At 72.1% G+C, this 19,978-nt stretch carries 15 protein-coding genes, 3 tRNA genes and 1 pseudogene; 11 read left to right on the top strand and 8 right to left on the bottom strand.

Going from position 1 to position 19,978, the window contains the following annotated elements:
• Window positions 1-290 precede the first annotated feature (290 nt).
• From QFZ64_RS17070 to QFZ64_RS17060, 3 genes are all read left to right on the top strand, one after another.
• Complete coding sequence (locus tag QFZ64_RS17070; protein ID WP_307071738.1) at window positions 291-2,231, top strand: hypothetical protein; 1,941 nt, start codon at window positions 291-293, stop codon at window positions 2,229-2,231.
• A 395-nt stretch (window positions 2,232-2,626) separates the two neighbouring features.
• Entirely contained in the window at window positions 2,627-4,159 is a 1,533-nt protein-coding gene (locus QFZ64_RS17065) for a N,N-dimethylformamidase beta subunit family domain-containing protein (protein WP_307066654.1), read from the top strand.
• Window positions 4,160-4,285: 126 nt separating this feature from the next.
• Window positions 4,286-5,185 carry a phosphoribosylaminoimidazolesuccinocarboxamide synthase gene (locus tag QFZ64_RS17060; RefSeq protein WP_307066653.1) on the top strand — a complete coding sequence of 300 codons (900 nt, stop codon included), beginning with the start codon at window positions 4,286-4,288 and terminating at the stop codon, window positions 5,183-5,185.
• Window positions 5,186-5,267: 82 nt separating this feature from the next.
• On the opposite strand, the gene QFZ64_RS17055 is transcribed toward QFZ64_RS17060, so the two are convergent.
• The 3 genes from QFZ64_RS17055 to QFZ64_RS17045 form a co-directional block, all read right to left on the bottom strand.
• Window positions 5,268-5,343, bottom strand: a tRNA-Gly gene (locus tag QFZ64_RS17055).
• A gap of 23 nt (window positions 5,344-5,366) precedes the next feature.
• Entirely contained in the window at window positions 5,367-5,780 is a 414-nt protein-coding gene (locus QFZ64_RS17050) for a hypothetical protein (protein WP_373430621.1), read from the bottom strand.
• Window positions 5,781-5,923: 143 nt separating this feature from the next.
• Window positions 5,924-6,886: an aldo/keto reductase gene (locus QFZ64_RS17045; RefSeq protein ID WP_307066651.1), complete on the bottom strand. Its 963-nt coding sequence runs from the start codon at window positions 6,884-6,886 to the stop codon at window positions 5,924-5,926.
• 83 nt (window positions 6,887-6,969) lie between these two features.
• On the opposite strand from QFZ64_RS17045, the gene QFZ64_RS17040 reads away from it, so the two are divergent.
• A complete protein-coding gene (locus QFZ64_RS17040; RefSeq protein ID WP_373430620.1) occupies window positions 6,970-7,620 on the top strand; it encodes a TetR/AcrR family transcriptional regulator in 651 nt (216 codons plus the stop codon).
• A 115-nt stretch (window positions 7,621-7,735) separates the two neighbouring features.
• Here QFZ64_RS17040 and QFZ64_RS17035 read toward each other — a convergent pair.
• From QFZ64_RS17035 to QFZ64_RS17025, 3 genes are all read right to left on the bottom strand, one after another.
• Window positions 7,736-7,808, bottom strand: a tRNA-Gly gene (locus QFZ64_RS17035).
• 79 nt (window positions 7,809-7,887) lie between these two features.
• Window positions 7,888-7,959 (bottom strand) — tRNA-Gly (locus tag QFZ64_RS17030).
• Window positions 7,960-8,128: 169 nt separating this feature from the next.
• Window positions 8,129-8,446, bottom strand: a complete 318-nt coding sequence (locus QFZ64_RS17025) for an Lsr2 family protein (protein WP_307066648.1) — start codon at window positions 8,444-8,446, stop codon at window positions 8,129-8,131.
• Between the two features lie 517 nt (window positions 8,447-8,963).
• On the opposite strand from QFZ64_RS17025, the gene purS reads away from it, so the two are divergent.
• From purS to purM, 6 genes and pseudogenes are all read left to right on the top strand, one after another.
• Window positions 8,964-9,236, top strand: a complete 273-nt coding sequence (gene purS, locus QFZ64_RS17020; RefSeq protein WP_307066646.1) for a phosphoribosylformylglycinamidine synthase subunit PurS — start codon at window positions 8,964-8,966, stop codon at window positions 9,234-9,236.
• Entirely contained in the window at window positions 9,233-9,937 is a 705-nt protein-coding gene (gene purQ / locus QFZ64_RS17015) for a phosphoribosylformylglycinamidine synthase subunit PurQ (protein ID WP_307066644.1), read from the top strand. Before purS ends, purQ begins: the two co-directional genes overlap by 4 nt.
• A complete protein-coding gene (purL, locus tag QFZ64_RS17010; protein ID WP_307066642.1) occupies window positions 9,934-12,192 on the top strand; it encodes a phosphoribosylformylglycinamidine synthase subunit PurL in 2,259 nt (752 codons plus the stop codon). Before purQ ends, purL begins: the two co-directional genes overlap by 4 nt.
• 261 nt (window positions 12,193-12,453) lie before the next feature.
• Window positions 12,454-13,251: a maleylpyruvate isomerase family mycothiol-dependent enzyme gene (locus tag QFZ64_RS17005; RefSeq protein ID WP_307066640.1), complete on the top strand. Its 798-nt coding sequence runs from the start codon at window positions 12,454-12,456 to the stop codon at window positions 13,249-13,251.
• 224 nt (window positions 13,252-13,475) lie between these two features.
• Window positions 13,476-15,002, top strand: coding sequence for an amidophosphoribosyltransferase (purF, locus tag QFZ64_RS17000; protein WP_307066638.1), 1,527 nt, complete (start codon window positions 13,476-13,478; stop codon window positions 15,000-15,002).
• A gap of 185 nt (window positions 15,003-15,187) precedes the next feature.
• Window positions 15,188-16,280 (top strand): annotated as a pseudogene (purM, locus tag QFZ64_RS16995) (phosphoribosylformylglycinamidine cyclo-ligase).
• An 89-nt stretch (window positions 16,281-16,369) separates the two neighbouring features.
• On the opposite strand, the gene QFZ64_RS16990 reads toward purM, so the two are convergent.
• Entirely contained in the window at window positions 16,370-16,621 is a 252-nt protein-coding gene (locus tag QFZ64_RS16990) for a DUF3073 domain-containing protein (RefSeq protein ID WP_307066636.1), read from the bottom strand.
• Between the two features lie 455 nt (window positions 16,622-17,076).
• Window positions 17,077-18,162 carry a Glu/Leu/Phe/Val dehydrogenase dimerization domain-containing protein gene (locus QFZ64_RS16985; protein ID WP_307066634.1) on the bottom strand — a complete coding sequence of 362 codons (1,086 nt, stop codon included), beginning with the start codon at window positions 18,160-18,162 and terminating at the stop codon, window positions 17,077-17,079.
• Window positions 18,163-18,450: 288 nt separating this feature from the next.
• Here QFZ64_RS16985 and QFZ64_RS16980 point away from each other — a divergent pair, with 288 nt between their 5' ends.
• Window positions 18,451-19,305 (top strand): hypothetical protein, encoded by an 855-nt coding sequence (locus QFZ64_RS16980; RefSeq protein WP_307066631.1) that lies wholly within the window; start codon window positions 18,451-18,453, stop codon window positions 19,303-19,305.
• Window positions 19,306-19,978 lie beyond the last annotated feature (673 nt).

Raw genomic sequence — 19,978 nt, 5'->3', positions numbered from 1 at the left:
TCACCGGCACCCCGCCACCGGCACTTCGCCACTGACGACCCACCGCCGGAAAGCCCATTACCGGAAACGGTGTCGTGATGCACGCTCAGGTCAGCCACCTCTCCCCAAAGCCATTCCATCGAGTGACCGGCCCCCCATCCGGATGACGGGGCCGGAGGCCCCAACTAGGGTGCCGCGCAAGCGTTCCGGCACTTGGCCCACCGGCATTGCGATGTCGGTGGCGGGTGCCACAGTGGGGGAGTGAGCAACGCACGCCGACAGGCAGGGGGTGACGTCCGGTCGTGACCGGTATGGGTGTGGAGGCGGGCGCGCACGCCGCGCGCTCCAGGGCACTGGCCGTGCTGCGGATCCGCAGCCGGGCGGTGGCCGTCGCCCTGCTGCCCGCCGCCGTGGCCGCCGTCCTTCTCGTGGGCGGTGCCACCGGCCGCCTCGGCGGCGGCTGGTCCGCCGCACGCGGTGCGGTGACGGCCGTCGCCGTCGTCGTCCTGTTGTGCGGGGCGGGCATCGCCCTGGTCGTCGCCCGTGCCCGGCCGGCCGTGAGCCCCACGGTCCCGGTCGGTGAGAAGGCGGCGCCCGACCTGTACCGGTTGGTGCGCGACCTGGCCGACCGCCTCGACGTGCCCGTGCCCTCGGCGATAGCCCTCACCCCGGACTGCGACAGCTGGCTGGAGGACCGCACCCACCCCGCCCACGGCACGCCCCCGCACTCCGACCGCGGCGGTGCCGAGGACGAGGAGGCGATACGCGGCCCACGGGGCATACGCGGTCGCCTGCGTGCCCCCTTCCTGATATCCGGCGGGTCCGGCGCGGGCGACGGATCCCGCCGCGCCGACACGGCACCGGTGCTCGTGATCGGCTCGCCCTTCCTGTGGTGGATGCGGGTCGGCGAACTGCGGGCGGTGCTCGCCCCGGTCGTCGCCGGTACGGGGCCCTCGGCCCACCCGGACATAGCGGCCGCCCGGCGCTTCGTACGGGGGCTGGACGCGGCCGTGGCCGTGACCTCCGACCCCGGGCGCGGTCCGCTCGTGCGGACGGCGGGAGCCGGTGCCGGCTGGGTCGCGCGGCTGCTGCTCCGCAGTTGCCGGGAGCACGCGGCGGAGATGGAGCGCGGGGTGGCCGCCGCGGCGGCCGAGCGGGCGCAGACCGTGGACTACGGCGTGCGGATCGTGGCCCAGGAGCAGGTCGGGCTGGCCTACGCCGGCTGGGACCGGCTGCTGACCCGGGTGGCGCTGCCGGCCTGGCGGATGGGCCGCTGGCCGTCGCGGCTGGACGCGGGGGTCGTCGCGGCACTCACCGAGCTGTCGCGTCGGGACCGGCTGGCCGAGGGGTTCACCTCCCGGCTGGGCCAGCGGCCCGCCTGCGACCTGCTGGAGGAACCGGGCACGGTGGACGAGGCCGTCTCGCTCCTGGCCGCCCGTCTCTTCCACGGCGGGCCCGCGGAGTCCGGTCCCGACTGGGCACCGGTCGCCTGGCACGAGTACCCCGAGGAGGTCGTGGACCGCAAGTGGCGCATGGACGCGGCCCGGCTGCACCGGGTCCTGGACGCGCTCGGTGTCCGCCACTGCCCCGACGCGTCCCGCGCGGGCGCCCAGGGGCCGACCCTCGCCCGCCTTCTGGACCACCTGTCGGTGCCGGGGGGCGCGGACGGAGGGGACGGCTCCACCGCCGAGACCCCCGACGCCGTACCGGGCACCCTGCCCGACAACGCCTCACCCGGCAACGGCTCACCCGACTACGCCTCACCCGACTACGCCTCACCCGGCAACGGCTCGCCCGGCGACGTACTCGACTCCGTCCACGACGGCGGCGAGGACGAGGGCGGCACTGTGCCCGCTGCCGCGCTCGCTGCCGTGCTCGCCGCCGAGGTGGCGCGGGAGGAGGCCGCCGCCGGGCCCGGTCCGGTACCGGCCGCGGGGCAGCAGACGGGACCCGACCGGGGCCTGCTGGACGACGGCATGCTCCCGCTGTTCCCCCTCCAGCCGCCGCGCACCGGGCGCGAGCTGCTCGCCGACCACGTCATCGCCATGGTGTGCTGCGCCGCCATGGACACCGCCGGTGCCGTGCCGGGTCTCGACTGGCTCGACGGCCCGACGCTGCTCGTCCGGGGAAAGCGGGCGGCGGATCTGCCGCCGTTGGTGCGGACGCTGGTGGACACGGGTGATCCGGGCCCGCTGCGGGACTGGCTCGGACGGTCGGGGGTGCGCGCGGAGAAACCGGTGCGGCTGGTCTGATCCGGCCGGTCCGATCCGGCACCACCGATCCGGCACCACCGATGCCCGCACCGATGCCCGCACCGATGCCCGCACCGATGCCCGCACCGATGCCCGCACCGATGCCCGCACCGATCCCCGCACCGATCCCCGCACCGATCCGGCAACGCGATCCGTCACCCAGACGGCCGCTCCCGCCCGTCCCCGTTGTTTCCAGTCGTTCCCGCCGAAATGTGCCAACCGGACACCTCGCCGTCGCTTCTCGTCAAATTCACAACAACCGGTGACGGCGTGCGCGCATATTGTGATGTGCTTGGTCCGAACGCGTGGGCGGCATGGGTACGCGTCAGCTGACCGTGGCATAAGGCGCCGGGATCACCGACGCAGGCGAAAAGAGCATGGGGGAGGGACGGCGTATGGGATCGGAACGGATCCGTCGCTGGGAGTCGGGGGCCCTCGCGCACGCCGTCACGGACCCCTTCGGCCAGGGGCCCCTCCCCTGGCTGCGGGGCGAGGAGTACTACTTCGACGACACGGGCCAGGTCGTCCCCTGGTACGTCGACCCCGCCGCCGAAGAGGCCGAGCACCGGTCCGGCGGCGGCACCCGGGCGGCCTCCGTACCCGCCCCCCGCCACCCCTCCGACCGTCCCGCCCGCACCTCCGGCCCCCGCTCCGCGGACGACGTGCACGGCCAGATCAAGGGCTTCGCCTCGACCGGGGCGGTGGCGCCCGGGGAGGCCGTCGACTTCCACATCAGCGTCGACCCGCCCCAGGAGTTCGGCGTCGACATCTACCGGATCGGGCACTACGGCGGCGAGGGCGCCCACAAGATGACCAGCAGCCCGCGCCTGTCCGGCATAGTCCAGCCCCCGCCGCTCACCGCCGAGCGCACCGTCTCCTGCCACCACTGGTGGCTGTCCTGGCGGCTGCAGGTCCCCCAGGACTGGACCTCCGGCGCCTACGTGGCCGTCCTGACCACCACCGACGGTCACCGTTCCCACGTGCCGTTCACCGTGCGCGACACCCGCCCGGCCGACCTGCTGCTCCTGCTGCCGGACATCACCTGGCAGGCGTACAACCTCTACCCGGAGGACGGCCGCACCGGCGCCAGCCTCTACCACGCCTGGGACGAGGGGGGCCGGCTGCTCGGCGAGTCCGAGGCCGCCACCACCGTCTCCTTCGACCGCCCCTACGCGGGTGCGGGCCTCCCGCTGCACGTCGGCCACGCCTACGACGTGATCCGCTGGGCCGAGCGCTACGGCTACGACCTTGCCTACGCCGACGCCCGCGACCTGCACGCCGGGCGCGTGGACGTCACGCGGTACCGGGGCCTGGTCTTCCCGGGCCACGACGAGTACTGGTCGGCGAACATGCGGCGGGCCGTGGAGCTGGCCAGGGAGTGCGGCACCTCGCTCGTCTTCCTGTCCTCCAACACGATGTACTGGCAGGTGGAGCTGGGCCCGTCCCCGTCCGGCACCCCCGATCGGCTGCTGACCTGCCGCAAGCGCCAGGGTCCCGGCCGGCCGGTGCTGTGGCGGGAGATCGACCGGCCGGAACAGGAACTCCTCGGCATCCAGTACCAGGGCCGCGTCCCCGAACCGCGCCCGCTGGTCGTGCGCAACGCCGATCACTGGCTGTGGGAGGGTGCCGGAGCCCACGAGGGCGAGGAGCTGACGGGCATGGTGGCGGGCGAGGCCGACCGCTACTTCCCGCGCGCTCCTCTTCCCGAGCACGAGGACCGCATCCTGCTCGCCCACTCCCCCTACCGGGACGCCGAGGGTGTCGTGCGTCACCAGGAGACCTCCCTGTACCGGGCCCCCTCCGGTGCGCTGGTCTTCGCGTCCGGAACCTTCGCCTGGTCGCCGGCACTGGATCGTCCCGGGCATGTCGACGCCCGGGTCCAGCGCGCCACCGCCGGCCTCCTGGACCGCATCTGCAAACGGGAGTAAACGCTTCGGGGGCCGTGCCTCGCGCCCGGCGGGGCGCGCGTCCCGGCCCCCGACGGTCCACCCTGGCCGAAGCCGACGTTCCGCATACGGGAGAATCGAGCCATAGGACAGAACCGGGGAGGAACCGTGTCCGGATTCGTGGAAAAGCCCGAGCCCGTCCAGGTGCCGGGTCTGGTGCACCTGCACACCGGCAAGGTGCGCGAGCTGTACCAGAACGCGGCGGGCGACCTGGTGATGGTCGCCAGCGACCGCATCTCCGCGTACGACTGGGTGCTGCCGACGGAGATCCCCGACAAGGGCCGCATCCTCACCCAGCTGTCCCTGTGGTGGTTCGACCAGCTCGCCGACCTCGTCCCGGGGCACGTCCTGAGCACCGAACTGCCCGCCGGCGCCCCCGCCGACTGGCGCGGCCGCACCCTGGTCTGCAAGTCGCTGCGCATGGTGCCGGTGGAGTGCGTGGCCCGGGGTTACCTGACCGGCTCGGGCCTTGTCGAGTACAACGCGTCCCGCACGGTCTGCGGTCTCGCCCTCCCCGAGGGTCTGGTCGACGGCTCCGAGCTGCCCGCGCCGATCTTCACGCCGGCCACCAAGGCGGCGGTCGGCGACCACGACGAGAACGTCTCCTACGAGGAGGTCGCCCGCCAGGTCGGCGCCGACACCGCCGCCCAGCTCCGGCAGGCCACGCTCGCCGTCTACTCCCGGGGGCGGGACATCGCCCGCGACCGGGGCATCCTCCTGGCCGACACCAAGTTCGAGTTCGGATTCGACGGCGACGACCTGGTCCTCGCCGACGAGGTCCTCACCCCCGACTCCTCCCGCTTCTGGCCCGCCGACGACTGGCAGCCGGGCCGCGCGCAGCCCTCGTACGACAAGCAGTTCGTACGCGACTGGCTGACCTCGCCCGCCTCCGGCTGGGACCGCACCGCCGAGCAGCCGCCTCCCGCCCTGCCGGACGAGGTGGTCGAGGCCACCCGCGGCAAGTACGTGGAGGCCTACGAGCGTCTGACGGGCGTCCGCTGGAACTGAGACCGCCGAAGCCCGGCGCCTCCGGGCACGACGAAGGCCCCGGTCCATCGGACCGGGGCCTTCGCTCGCTCCCGCTGGAGCCTGGAGCGGACGACGAGGCTCGAACTCGCGACCTCAACCTTGGCAAGGTTGCGCTCTACCAACTGAGCTACGTCCGCACTGCGCCGTGGCGCGCAGGCAACTATACCCAACCGTGCTCACGCGCGGGACGCACCGCCGGGTGACGGTCCTCCACCCCCGGCTCGGCAGCCGCCGAGGAGAGGTGGGTCCGTACGGTCCCCTCCGCGGGTGCTGCCCGCCCGGCGATCTGCGCGACCGGCGTCCCGTCGGCGGCGGACTCCCCCACCTGCGCCTCCCGCGCGGTCGGCGGCGAGTTCCCGCCGCGCGTCGCATCCGCCGCCAACTCGGTTTCGGCGCAGGCGATTCCCGCGTGCACGGCGTGGACGACCTCCGCGAGCCGCCGAGCGCCCACCGCCTTCGGCGCGAACCCGCGAACGGCCGCCTCCGTAACCCGCTCGGGACGGCCCGGCCGTCCGTGACCGGTCACGATCAGCACCCGGCGGCCGGGCGGCTCGTGGCGCAGGGACGTGGCCACCCTCACACCGTTCACCCTGCCCACGCACCGTCCGCCCCTCCCCGGCATCCGTGGCTGCGGCACGGCCGCATCGCGAGCGTGCGTACGCCCCGGAGAACGCGCCGGTACCTCCGGGTCCGGGCCGGCCGGATCGGGCTGACCGGTCAGTGGAGCGGGCCGCCGGATCGACGCGCGACGGACTGACGCGGGGGGATCGCGTCAAGGCCGGCGAGGGTCTCCGCGTCGAGGGTGATCGCGCCCGCCGCCAGGTTCGCTTCGAGGTGGCCGGTGGTGGCGGTGCCCGGGATGAGCAGGGTGCGCGGGCTGTGGTGCAGCAGCCAGGCCAGGCCGACCTGGGCCGGGGTGCGGCCCAGGCGCTCGGCGGCGGCGAGCACGGCGGGCTCGTCGGTCACCTTCGCCCCGCCCGGCAGCGCGCCGCCCAGGGGGAAGTAGGGCACCCAGGCGATCCGCTCCGCCGCACACAGGTCGAGCAGTTCCTCGTCCTCGCGGGCCACGAGGCTGTAGGGGTTCTGGACGCACACGATGCCCGCCGGCAGGGCGCGGCGCAGCACGTCCGGGGACACGCTGCTCAGGCCGATGGCGCCGATCTTGCCCTCGTCGCGCAACGCGGTCATCTCCGCGAGCTGGTCGTCGAGGCCGACGATCTGGTCGTCGGGCACGGGCGGCGTGAATCCGACGTCCGTACGGCGCAGGTTGACCACCGGGACCTGCTCGACTCCGAGCGTGGCGAGGTTGGTCTCGACGGCGGCGCGCAGTTCCTCGGGGCGTTGGGCCACCCGCATGGGGAACGGACCGCCGGGATCGGAGACGGCCCCCACCTTGCTGACGATCACCACGCCGTCCCCGGGTCGCAACGCCTCGCGGATCACGTCGTTGACGAAGCCGTTGCCGTAGAACTCGGCGGTGTCCACGTGGTCGACACCGAGGTCGACGGCGTGGCGCAGGAGGGCGAGGGCGGCAGCCCGGTCGTCGTGCAGGCGACGGAGCTGCATGGCGCCGTATCCGAGGCGCGCGACGATGTGGCCGGCCAGCTCGCCGGTGCCTCCGGGACGAGGCGTCGGGGCCGAGGCGATCGAGTCGGGGGCGGGGGTGGATCCGGACGTCATGGCGACCTGCTCCCGTGAGAGACTGAACGAAACGGAGGGACCTCCGTTACGCCCACCGTAGCACTACCGGAGGAGCCTCCGTTTTGAGTCCGTCCGCCGTCCCGCCGTCCCCGCCCCCGAGCCCGCGGCACCCGGCCGGGTCCGCCGATGCGGCCGACCCCGCCGGCCGGCCGGTGCGCCGTGATGCGCGGCGCAACCGCGAGAAGCTCATCGCCGCCGCTCAGGCCGCCTTCGCCGCGGCGGACGGCCCGGTCCCGCTGGAGACCGTCGCCCGCCGGGCGGGCGTCGGCATCGGGACCCTGTACCGCCACTTCCCCACCCGCGAGGACCTCGTCGATGCCGTCTACGCCACCGAACTCGACGCCGCCACCCAGAGCGCCTCCGCCCTGCTCGACCTGCACCCCGCCGACATCGCCCTGCGGGCCTGGATGGGCCGCTACGCCGCCTTCGTGGCCACCAAACGCGGAATGACGGACGTCCTGCGCACCGCCCTCGCCTCCGGTCGCATCGCAGCCCCCTCGCGCGAACGCGTCACCGCCACGATCACCGAGATCCTGGAACAGGGCGCCGCGGCCGGCACGCTCCGCGCGGACATCGGCTCCGACGACGTACTCACGCTGCTCGTCGGCGTGTTCGCCGCCATCAGGGACGGCGCCTCCCGGGAGCGGGTCGACCGCCTGCTCGATCTCCTCGTCGACGCGCTCCGCCCGAAGACGCTCCCGCGGACGGACTGAGCCGGTGGTCGGCGGAATCGCGGTCCTTCCGGACGCCGGCATCCGGACCGCCGGCATCCGGACCGCGCACGACGAAGGCCCCGGTCCAAAAGGACCGGGGCCTTCGATTTTCCCGAGCGGACGACGAGGCTCGAACTCGCGACCTCAACCTTGGCAAGGTTGCGCTCTACCAACTGAGCTACGTCCGCAATGCCCCCGACCGGCTTTCACCGATCGGTGCGGCACCAGCCTACCTGATCCACTGAGGGCATCGGTCCGGCGGTGCAGAGCGGGTGACAGGAATTGCACACTGCGCCTCCCCCTTGGAAAGGGGGTGTTCTACTACTGAACTACACCCGCATGTACTCCGTGAGCTGGACTTTTTCGGCCCTGCCCGGCGGCGTGCTCCAGACTTTAGCCGATCAGCGGGGGTGGTGCGCAAGTCGGTTGGCGCCGGGGGCGCGTGACCGGCCGTCGGCCGGTCACCACGAGCCGCGGACGACCGCCCCCGCCGCGCGCCCCGCCGCCCTCACTGCGCCTCGGCGAACGCCTCGTACACCCGCTTCGGGATGCGCCCCCGGGCCGGCACGTCCATCCGGTGCGCCTGCGCCCACGCCCGGACCGCCGCCGGGTCCGGGGCGACCACCGTCTCCCGGTACGCCTTGCCGGAGCGCGCCCGCTTGCGGCCCGCCTCCACGTACGGCGCGAGCGCCGTCCGCAGCTCCTCGGCATTCGTCTGGTTCAGGTCGATCTCGTACGACCTGCCGTCGAGCCCGAAGGCGATCGTTTCGGCCGCTTCCGAGCCGTCGATGTCGTCAAAGAGTGTGACCACGACACGCTGCGCCACGAATATCGGTCCCTTCGTGCGACATCACGGACCCGCGGATGCGGTCGCGTCCGGCGGATGTCGACTGTCCGGCTGTCAATGGAGTGGGTGTACTTGGGTGGGTGTACTGGGTCGGTGTACTTGGTGGGGTACTGCCCGGTACTGGCCCATTGATTGGCACCGCGTCTTTGGATGCCATTGAGCAAAGTATCGGCTATTGCCAATTCCTTTGTACAGGGCCGCGCAATGCCGTGGGCGGAACGACTAAATCCGCCCGCGTGTCCCCGCGCAATAGGAACCACTGTCGGACGCCTGATCTTTTCCTGATCTTTTCGTGTCGCCGGGCGGCCGACACCCGATCGTGACACCGCTCATGCCGATTCCGTGACGAAGTCCGGCGCAGTGGCTCTCCCGCGCTTGCCGGGGGCGTGTGTGACCGCCGTCGCCCATTCCGTGCTTTCCTACGAATCTACCCGCGTAGAAATTTCGTACGGGTAGTCTGAAGGAACCTGCTCAGCACCACACACCGGGAGTGCCAGTGGCACGCGTCGTAGTCGACGTCATGCTCAAGCCGGAGATCCTCGACCCCCAGGGCCAGGCGGTGCAGCGCGCACTGCCGCGGCTCGGTTTCGAGGGCATCTCCGACGTACGTCAGGGAAAGCGATTCGAACTCGAGGTGGACGGGCCGGTCGACGACGCCGCCCTCGCGCGGATCCATGATCTGGCGGAATCCTTCCTCGCCAACACCGTGATCGAGGACTTCACCGTGAAGGTCGAGTCCGCGGACGTGGTCGCGGGGGCCGCGAAGTGACCGCTCGTATTGGCGTCGTCACTTTCCCCGGCAGTCTCGACGACCGGGACACGCAGCGCGCGATCCGTGTCGCCGGCGCCGAACCCGTGGCGCTCTGGCACAAGGACAAGGACCTCAGGCAGGTCGACGCCGTGGTGCTGTGCGGCGGTTTCTCCTACGGTGACTATCTGCGCGCGGGCGCCATCGCGCGTTTCTCGCCGGTCATGGACACCGTCATCGACCAGGCGAAGGCCGGCCTCCCGGTGCTCGGCATCTGCAACGGCTTCCAGATCCTCACCGAGGCCCACCTCCTGCCCGGCGGCATGCTCGGCAACGACCACCTGCACTTCATCTGCCGCGACCAGAAGCTGCGGGTGGAGAACGCGGACACCGCCTGGACCACCGACTACGACGCGGGCCAGGAGATCAGCATCCCGCTCAAGAACATGGACGGCCGGTTCGTCGCCGACGCGCGGACACTGGCGGAGCTGGAGGCCGAGGGCCGCGTCGCCTTCCGCTACGCGGTCGACGGCGACTCCGCCGCCGGCTACGGCAACCCCAACGGCTCGCTCAACGACATCGCCGGCATCACCAACGCCGCGGGCAACGTCGTCGGCCTCATGCCGCACCCGGAGCACGCCGTGGAGCCGCTCGTCGGCAGCGGCCGCACCGACGGCCTCCCCTTCTTCACGTCGATCCTCAAGAAGCTGGTCAGCGCATGAGCAAGACACCTCTGGACACGGTCGAACACGCGGCCGCGACCCCCGATGTCGCGCTGCCCTGGGCCGAGCTCGGTCTGAAGAAGGACGAGTACGAGCGCGTCGTCGAGATCCTGGGCCGCCGCCCGACCGGCGCCGAGCTCGCCATGTACTCGGTGATGTGGTCCGAGCACTGCTCGTACAAGTCCTCCAAGGTCCACCTCCGCCAGTTCGGCGAGAAGGCCCCCGAGAACGACGCGATGCTCGTCGGCATCGGCGAGAACGCGGGCGTCGTGGACGTCGGCCAGGGCTACGCCGTCACCTTCAAGGTGGAGTCGCACAACCACCCCTCCTACGTGGAGCCCTACCAGGGCGCGGCCACCGGGGTGGGCGGCATCGTGCGCGACATCATCGCGATGGGCGCGCGCCCGGTCGCCGTCGTGGACCCGCTGCGCTTCGGCGCGGCCGACCACCCGGACACCAAGCGCGTCCTGCCCGGTGTCGTCGCCGGCATCGGCGGCTACGGCAACTGCCTGGGCCTGCCCAACATCGGCGGCGAGGTCGTCTTCGACGCCTGCTACCAGGGCAACCCGCTGGTCAACGCCGGTGCCATCGGCGTCATGCGGCACGAGGACATCCACCTCGCCAAGGCGTCCGGCGCCGGCAACAAGGTCATCCTGTACGGGGCCCGGACGGGCGGCGACGGCATCGGCGGCGCCTCCATCCTGGCCTCCGAGACCTTCGACGACGCGAAGCCGTCCAAGCGCCCCGCCGTCCAGGTCGGCGACCCCTTCCAGGAGAAGCTCCTCATCGAGTGCACCCTGGAGGCGTTCGCCGAGAAGCTGGTCGTCGGCATCCAGGACCTCGGCGCGGCGGGCCTGTCCTGCGCGACGAGCGAACTGGCGTCGAACGGCTCCGGCGGCATGCGCGTCACCCTGGACGACGTCCCGCTGCGCGACTCCACGCTCTCGCCCGAGGAGATCCTCATGAGCGAGTCGCAGGAGCGCATGTGCGCGGTCGTCGAGCCGGAGAAGGTCGGCCGCTTCCTCGAGATCTGCGACAAGTGGGACGTCATCGCCACCGTCATCGGTGAGGTCACCGACGGCGACCGGCTGGAGATCTTCTGGCACGGCGGCAAGATCGTCGACGTCGACCCGCGCACCGTCGCCCACGAGGGCCCGGTGTACGAACGCCCGTACGCCCGCCCCGAGTGGCAGGACGCCCTCCAGGCGGACGGCGCGGAGAAGCTGCCCCGGCCGCAGACCGCGGAGGAGCTGAAGGACCAGGTCCTGAAGCTGGTCGCCTCCCCCAACCAGGCCTCCAAGAAGTGGATCACCCAGCAGTACGACCACTTCGTGCAGGGCAACACCGTCCTCGCCCAGCCCGAGGACTCCGGCATGATCCGCATCGACGAGGAGTCCGGCCTCGGCGTCGCCCTCGCCACCGACGGCAACGGCCGGTACGCCAAGCTCGACCCGTACACGGGCGCGCAGCTCGCCCTCGCCGAGGCCTACCGCAACGTGGCGACGACCGGTGCCAAGCCGCTCGCCGTCTCCGACTGCCTGAACTTCGGCTCCCCCGAGGACCCGGCGGTCATGTGGCAGTTCGCGGAGGCCGTCCGCGGCCTGGCGGACGGCTGCCTGCAGCTCGGCACGCCGGTGACCGGCGGCAACGTCTCGCTCTACAACCAGACGGGCGAGGCGGCCATCCACCCGACCCCGGTCGTGGCCGTCCTCGGCGTCATCGACGACGTGGCGCGCCGCACGCCGGTCGCCTTCCAGGAGGAGGGGCAGCTCCTGTACCTCCTCGGCGACACGCGTGAGGAGTTCAGCGGCTCGGCCTGGTCCCAGGTGATCCACGACCACCTCGGGGGGCTGCCGCCCCAGGTGGACCTGGAGCGCGAACGGCTGCTCGGCGAGATCCTCATCTCCGCCTCCCGCGACGGCATGGTCGACTCCGCGCACGACCTGTCCGACGGCGGCCTGATCCAGGCGGTCGTGGAGTCCGCGCTGCTCGGCGGCAAGGGCGCGCGGCTGGTCGTCCCCGACGGTCTGGACGCGTTCACCTTCCTGTTCTCCGAGTCGGCGGGCCGCGCGGTCGTGGCCGTGCCGCGCTCCGAGGAGCTCCGCTTCACCGACATGTGCGGGGCGCGGGGGCTGCCCGTCACCCGCATCGGTGTCGTGGACGGCGACACGGTCGAGGTGCAGGGCGAGTTCGCGCTGCCCCTGGCCGAGCTGCGCGAGGCGCACGAGGGGACGATTCCCGCCCTGCTCGCGTAGCCGCGTACCGCGCCTTCCAGTACGTCGAGGCCCCGTCCGGACCTGAGCCCCGGGCGGGGCCTCGACCCGTCCGGACGGGTTCCGGGGGCGCGGGGAACCGCGCGAGCAACCACGACGCGAGCCGCACTCACCCACCCACCGCACTCCCCGGGCTCCTGGGTCCCAGGGGCGGAGCCCCCCGACAGGGAGGGGACGGGCAGCGGCGGCCGCGGGGGCGAGAAACCACCAGGCACCCGTCCCGCCCCCTCTACCCTCACCCCCATGCCCCCCGCCAAGAAGCGCGCCCGCACCTACGATCCCGGCAGGACCCGTACCGCCGTCCTCGCCCAGTTCCGGCACGTCCACGCGGCCGTCCGCACCCTCACTCCCGCACAGTTGTCCGGACCCACCCGCCTCGGTACCTGGACCGTGCGGGACCTCGCCGCGCACCTCACCATGGCCGTGGAGAGCGTCAACCTCGCCGTGGACCGCCCCGCCCCCGCCCGCGCGGAACGCGGCCCCCTGGACTACGCCTCCGCCACCGCCCGCCACGCCGACGCGATCGCGGAGGGCACCCACACCCTCGCCGAGGCCAACCCCGACCTGGACGCCCTCTACGCGCGCGTGGAGGAGCGGCTCGTCCAGGTGCTCACCGACACGCCCCCCGAGCGCCTCGTCGCCACCCGGGCCGGCGGCATGACCCTCGCCGACCACCTGGTCACCCGCACCGTCGAGCTCGCCGTCCACACCGACGACCTCAACGACGCCGTCCCGGGGCTGGACGTCCCCCTGGACCGCCAGGCCCTCGCCGCCTGCACCCGGCTGCTCGCGGACACCCTCGCCGCCCGCGCCCCCGGCGCCTCCACCGAGGTCCGCGTGCCGCCGTACGCCGTCGTGCAGTGCGTGGAGGGCCCCCGGCACACCCGCGGCACCCCGCCCAACGTCGTGGAGACCGACCCGCTGACCTGGATCCGCCTGGCCACCGGCCGTACGGACTGGCACACCGCGCTCGCGGGCGCGAAGGTCAGCGCGAGCGGTGAGCGGGCCGACCTGGGCGGACTGCTCCCGCTGATGAGCTGAGGCCCCGGTGTGCGACGGCTCACTCGCGACCCCCGCCCGCGCCCCCTGCGGCGACCGGCGGCCGACGGTCGCCGCAGGGGGCGCGGAGCGCTGTTTTCCCTGGTCAGGGGTGGTCGGTGACCAGGTGTCGGGGCGGCGCGGGGCTCGTCGCCCGGTCCTCGCCCCGTTGCCCGGGGACCGCATCGGATTCGGACCAGTGCGCGATCTCGCCTACACTCGATCGCGTGCCACGTGGTGACGGTCGACTCAGTCATGATCTGCTCCCCGGTGAGAAAGGCCCCCAGGACGCTTGTGGCGTCTTCGGTGTCTGGGCTCCGGGCGAAGAGGTCGCCAAACTCACTTACTTCGGGTTGTACGCCCTTCAGCACCGGGGCCAGGAGTCCGCGGGAATCGCGGTCAGCAACGGCTCCCAGATTCTCGTCTTCAAGGACATGGGCCTGGTGTCCCAGGTCTTCGACGAAGGTTCCCTCGGGTCCCTCCAGGGCCACATCGCGGTCGGTCACGCCCGCTACTCGACCACCGGTGCCTCCGTGTGGGAGAACGCCCAGCCGACGTTCCGCGCCACCGCGCAGGGATCGATCGCGCTCGGGCACAACGGCAACCTCGTCAACACGGCGCAGCTCGCCGAGATGGTCGCCGACCTGCCCAAGCAGGACGGCCGCACCCCCAAGGTGGCGGCCACCAACGACACGGACCTGATCACCGCGCTCCTCGCGGGCCAGTCCGACGAGGACGGCAAGCCGCTCACCGTCGAGGAAGCCGCGGGCAAGGTGCTTCCCCAGGTCCAGGGCGCCTTCTCGCTCGTCTTCATGGACCAGCACACGCTGTACGCCGCCCGTGACCCGCAGGGCATCCGCCCGCTGGTCCTCGGCCGGCTGGAGCGCGGCTGGGTGGTCGCCTCGGAGTCGGCGGCGCTCGACATCTGCGGCGCCAGCTTCGTACGGGAGATCGAACCGGGCGAGTTCGTCGCCATCGACGAGAACGGTCTGCGTACGTCCCGATTCGCGGAAGCGAAGCCCAAGGGCTGCGTTTTCGAATACGTCTACCTGGCCCGTCCTGATACCGACATCGCCGGGCGGAACGTGTACCTCTCGCGCGTCGAGATGGGCCGCCGGCTGGCGAAGGAAGCGCCCGCCGAGGCCGACCTGGTCATAGCCACGCCGGAGTCCGGGACCCCCGCCGCCATCGGCTACGCGGAGGCCTCGGGCATCCCGTTCGGCGCCGGCCTGGTGAAGAACGCGTACGTCGGCCGTACGTTCATCCAGCCTTCCCAGACCATCCGCCAGCTCGGGATCCGGCTGAAGCTGAACCCCCTCAAGGAAGTCATCAGGGGCAAGCGCCTGGTCGTCGTCGACGACTCGATCGTGCGCGGCAACACCCAGCGGGCCCTGGTGCGGATGCTGCGCGAGGCGGGCGCCGCCGAGGTGCACATCCGGATCTCCTCCCCGCCGGTGAAGTGGCCCTGCTTCTTCGGCATCGACTTCGCCACCCGTGCGGAGCTGATCGCCAACGGCATGTCCACCGACGAGATCGGCACCTCGCTCGGCGCCGACTCCCTGGCGTACATCTCGCTCGACGGCATGATCGAGGCGACCACCATCGCCAAGCCGAACCTGTGCCGGGCCTGCTTCGACGGCGAGTACCCGATGGACCTCCCCGACCCCGAGCTCCTGGGCAAGCAGCTGCTGGAGACCGAGCTGGCCGCCGGGCCCGCCGCCACGGCCGCCAGCGACGCGATCCGCCGCCCGTAGGCGCCCCGGGGGCCCGCCGGCCCGCCCGGCTCACCGTCGAGCCGCTCATCGTCGGGCCGGCGCCCGCGCGTGCCCCGGGGCGGGCCCGGCCCCTCCACGGCCCTCTCCGGGGCCCCGGACCGATTCCCCACCGAGACCAGCTCTCCCCCTTTCCGACCGCCGTACGACCGAAGGTGCGAACCCACATGTCCGAGACCACCGGGACGACCCCTGGCTCCCCGTCCGGTGCCAGCTACGCGGCCGCGGGCGTCGACATCGAGGCGGGCGACCGTGCCGTCGAACTGATGAAGGAGTGGGTGAAGAAGACGCGCCGCCCCGAGGTCCTCGGCGGCCTCGGCGGCTTCGCCGGACTCTTCGACGCCTCCGCCCTGAAGAAGTACGAGCGCCCGCTGCTCGCCTCCGCCACCGACGGCGTCGGCACCAAGGTCGACATCGCCCGTCAGCTGGGCGGTCTACGACACGATCGGCCACGACCTGGTCGCCATGGTCATGGACGACATCGTGGTGTGCGGTGCCGAGCCGCTGTTCATGACCGACTACATCTGCGTCGGCAAGGTGCACCCCGAGCGGGTCGCCGCCGTCGTCAAGGGCATCGCCGAGGGCTGTGTGCTGGCCGGCTGCGCCCTGGTCGGCGGGGAGACGGCCGAGCACCCCGGTCTGCTGGGTCCCGACGACTTCGACGTGGCGGGCGCAGGCACCGGAGTCGTGGAGGCCGACCGGCTGCTCGGCCCGGACCGCATCCGCGAGGGCGACGCGGTGATCGCGATGGCGTCCTCCGGGCTTCACTCGAACGGGTACTCGCTGGTCCGCCACGTCCTGCTGGAGCGGGCCGGGCTCGCGCTCGACGCCCGGGTGGAGGAGTTCGGCCGCACTCTCGGCGAGGAGCTGCTGGAGCCCACCAAGATCTACTCGCTGGACTGCCTGGCCCTGACCCGCACCACCGAGGTGCACGCCTTCAGCCACGTCACCGGCGGCGGACTGGCGGCCAACCTCGCCCGCGTGATCCCCGACGGGCTCCACGCGCGCGTGGACCGCGCCACCTGGACGCCCGCCCCGGTCTTCGACCTGGTCGGCCGGACCGGCGACGTCGAACAGCTCGAACTGGAGAAGACGCTGAACATGGGCGTCGGCATGATCGCCGTCGTCCCCGAGGGATCGGTCGACACCGCGCTGGCGACCCTGGGCGACCGTGGCGTCGACGCCTGGGTGGCCGGTGAGATCACCGGCCGACAGGACCACGCCACCGGCGCCACCCTGGAGGGCGACCACGCGCGGTAGAAAGGTGGAGGGCGGCACTCGCCCCCGCAGGCAGCACAGAACCCGGTCGGTGACCGGAAGTCACCGACCGGGTATGTGCTCAGTGCAGGTCAAGCGCCGCGACGATGCTGTGAGGACTGCTCGTCCTCGTCCTCGTCGTCGTCCTCATAGAGGTCGGCATAACGAGAATACAGCTCGTCGTCCTCTTGCTCATCGTCCTCGAACCGGTCGCCATTAGGCGGCTCGTTCGACGTCGATGCGCCCAGCTCCTCGGCCAGGCGTGACAGGTCCGTCCCGCCGCTGTTGTACTTCAGCTGGCGGGCGACCTTAGTCTGCTTGGCCTTGGCCCGGCCGCGCCCCATGGCTCGACCCCCTCAACGACGGGGCTCGACGGCCCCAGAGTCTTGACACGCGTTCATGATCTGGGACGGGCTCTCGGTGGAGAGACCGTCCGTAGGGCTTCCACGGTACCTGAGCCCACGCCCATACGGTACGTCGCCCGCAGGAGCAGCGTGTGCACAGGGTCCCCGGAAGGCCCCGTCCTGGCTGGTCAACCGCGATTTTAACCACTTGTCGGAGCACGACCCGCCGACAGACGTGAGAGTTGTCTCCATGTGCCCCCGGCGGGGTACCGGCAGCTCCCGGGCGGTCGCCCGGAGCTTCCGCGCGGTCGGGCACCGGGAACGGCGGGGGCCGTTCCCGGAGCGGCCGGGGGCGGCCACGGGGCGCTCCGCACGGTGGCCGGCTCCTGGCCGGAAACAGACCGCCTCCGGTCCGCCCGCCGCCCGCCGCCCGTCGTCCGTCCGCAATGCTCCGGTCAGCGTGCGGCGCCGGCTTCCGCCATCCGCTGCTCGGCGATCCGGTCGGCCGCGGCGGCCGGCGGAACCCCGTCCGCCTTCGCACGTGCGAAGATGTCGAGCGTGGTGTCGAAGATCTTCGCGGCCTTCGCCCGGCACCGCTCGAAGTCGAAGCCGTGCAACTCGTCGGCGACCTGGATGACACCGCCCGCGTTCACCACGTAGTCCGGCGCGTAGAGGATCCCGCGGTCGGCGAGGTCCTTCTCCACGCCCGGGTGCGCGAGCTGGTTGTTGGCCGCCCCGCACACCAGTTCCGCCGTCAGCACCGGCACGGTGACGTCGTTCAGGGCCCCGCCGAGCGCGCACGGGGCGTAGATGTCGAGCCCCTCGGTGGTGATCAGCGCCTCGGTGTCGGCGACGGCGGTGACCTGGGGGCGGCCTTCGGTGACCCGGTGCACGGCGTCCTCACGCACATCGGTGACCACCACCCGCGCGCCCTCCCGCACCAGGTGCTCCACCAGGTGGTGCCCGACCTTGCCGACGCCCGCGATGCCCACCGTGCGGTCGCGCAGCGTCGGATCGCCCCACAGGTGCTGGGCCCCGGCCCGCATGCCCTGGTAGACGCCGAAGGCGGTGAGCACGGAGGAGTCGCCGGCGCCGCCGTTCTCCGGGGAGCGCCCCGTGGTCCAGCGGCACTCACGGGCGACGACGTCCATGTCGGCGACGTACGTGCCGACGTCGCAGGCGGTCACGTACCGCCCGCCCAGCGAGGCCACGGCCCGCCCGTAGGCGAGCAGCAGTTCCTCGGTCTTGATCCGCTCGGGGTCACCGATGATCACGGCCTTGCCGCCACCGTGGTCGAGTCCGGCCATGGCGTTCTTGTACGACATCCCGCGCGCGAGGTTGAGGGCGTCGGCGACGGCCTCCTCCTCGGAGGCGTAGGGGTAGAAACGCGTACCGCCCAGGGCGGGGCCCAGGGCGGTGGAGTGGAGGGCGATGACGGCCTTCAGGCCGCTGGCCCGGTCCTGGCAGAGCACGACCTGCTCATGACCGCCCTGGTCCGACTGGAACAGGGTGTGCAGGACGCCGTGGGGTACGTCGGTCACGGTGGTGACTCCCGGTGATGTGGCGGCGATGGGTGCGGATCCCGTGCGGATGGCGGGCTCCGTGGGACGAGCGTAGAACGCGGCGGGGCCCGTGTTCCGCACGGTGTTCCCGATCACTCTCTCGCGACGGACACCGACACGCTTCCGTGGGACGATTTGGCATGGTTTCCGCCCGGCCGGGCGCCTCCACGGCCCACGGTCCGGCCGCGTCCCGGGTCCCGGCGGGGGCTTCGTGTGCGGGGCGCGGGAAAATGCTTCACGTCAGGTCGGGTGGGGGAGGGAGCAGGCGTGCCCAAGGTGTCCTCGGTGATCGTTCCGTACGCGTCCTACTTGCGTGTGTACGAACCGCTGGCCGCCTTCCCGGAACCGGAACGCGGCCACTGGGCGCGGTACGCGCGGCGCCCCGACCGCCCCTCCTACCAGGACGAGCTGCGCCGCTCGCTGGCCGACCTGCTGCCCACCCCGCCGGTCGCGGTCCCGGTCCACGAGAGCGACGACGCGTTCGTGACGGAGATCGACGGGGTGCTGTGCGTCTGCCCCTGGCGCACCCGGCTGCGCGGCTGGCAGGCGCTGGACGGCCTGGGCGAGGAACTGCCGCCGCCCGTGCTCGACGCGGTGCTGCCGCCGTTGGTGCGGCGCCAGGCCACGCAGGACTACGAGCGCTGGCTGCGCCGCAACCCCGACGCGCGCCCGTGGATCAGGTCCTCCACCTGGCACGTGCCGCTGCACTGGTTCGTCCTGGTGGGCGACGGGGAGCGGGAGTACGCCGGGGCGGGTGCGGAGCCCGGCGCGGGCGGGGTGCCGGTGCTGCGCTACCGCACGCCCATGGTGCAGGCGCGGCGGCGGGTGGCGCGGGGGCTGCGCGCGCTGCGGAACGCCTTCGACGAGGGCCCGATGATCGAGGGGCTGCTGGACGTGGGGCGCTGGCTGGAGGAGTTCCATCCGCGCTCCCTGGTGGAGCTGGACTACGGGGGGCTGGTGCATGTGCTGCCGCCCGAGGAGCTCGACGGCGACCACTCGGCGGCGGACGTCGCCGAGGGCATCGAGGCGTTGCGGCAGGGGGACGGGGCGGCGGCCGGCGAGGCGTACGCGCGGCTGGTGGAGCGCTGGCGGTCGGTCCGGGACCGCCGCTCGGCGAACTGAACGGGGCCTCGCGGCCGTCGGCACCGCGCTCCGGCCGTCGTCGACCCGGCCCAACTCGCTCCGCGTGTACGTCTCCTGACGGAACGTCGACTGATTCGCGGCACGCGTGTCCGACTGGGTACGGTGTTCCTGACCTAGCGGGAAACAGTGTGCGAATTGTGACCCATGCGACATGCTGAAGTGACAACCGTTGGCCCAAGGTTGACGTACCGACGGGGGAACGGTGTCGCCGGCTGGGACATCACCGACCGATCCGGGCGTATACCGTCAAGCGTGATGGATTGCACTTAACGCGGCCCTTGCGCCTAACGCCCTTCCTCGTGCCAAAATAGGACAAGGAGCCCGGGGGAGGCCCCTTCTGCCCAGGCATGGGTGGAGATTTCAGCATTGCATGCTCTTGGGGGGTTAGGTGGCGACTGATCGCCCTGTGACTGATCGTCACACCGGTGTGACTGTCCGCTATGACACGGTCCATCGGCATCCGTCGCTGATGAACACCTGGGAGGGCAATTCCATCGGTTTGGCCTACACGGCTGGACGGATGGTGTAGTTGTAGTGCCGAGGACAAGCCGTTCGTCCTATAACCGACTCGACCCTCGTCCGCCATTTCGGGCAACGTGGGTCAAGGTGCAGAATTTAGAGGAAAGAACCGAGAACGTCGGTTCTCCCGAGG

Source organism: Streptomyces sp. B3I8, from assembly GCF_030816915.1.
Taxonomy (GTDB): Bacteria; Actinomycetota; Actinomycetes; order Streptomycetales; family Streptomycetaceae; genus Streptomyces.
The sequence above is the reverse complement of the archived record's forward strand: the minus strand, read 5'-3'. Positions and strand labels throughout refer to the sequence as shown.

Coding starts and splice junctions, on each gene's coding strand:
- QFZ64_RS17065 (WP_307066654.1), top strand. CDS start 2,627: ATGGGATCGGAACGGATCCGTCGCTGGGAGTCGGGGGCCCTCGCGCAC.
- QFZ64_RS16990 (WP_307066636.1), bottom strand. CDS start 16,621: ATGGGGCGCGGCCGGGCCAAGGCCAAGCAGACTAAGGTCGCCCGCCAG.
- QFZ64_RS17070 (WP_307071738.1), top strand. CDS start 291: ATGGGTGTGGAGGCGGGCGCGCACGCCGCGCGCTCCAGGGCACTGGCC.
- QFZ64_RS17045 (WP_307066651.1), bottom strand. CDS start 6,886: ATGACGTCCGGATCCACCCCCGCCCCCGACTCGATCGCCTCGGCCCCG.
- purL (WP_307066642.1), top strand. CDS start 9,934: ATGAGCAAGACACCTCTGGACACGGTCGAACACGCGGCCGCGACCCCC.
- QFZ64_RS17005 (WP_307066640.1), top strand. CDS start 12,454: ATGCCCCCCGCCAAGAAGCGCGCCCGCACCTACGATCCCGGCAGGACC.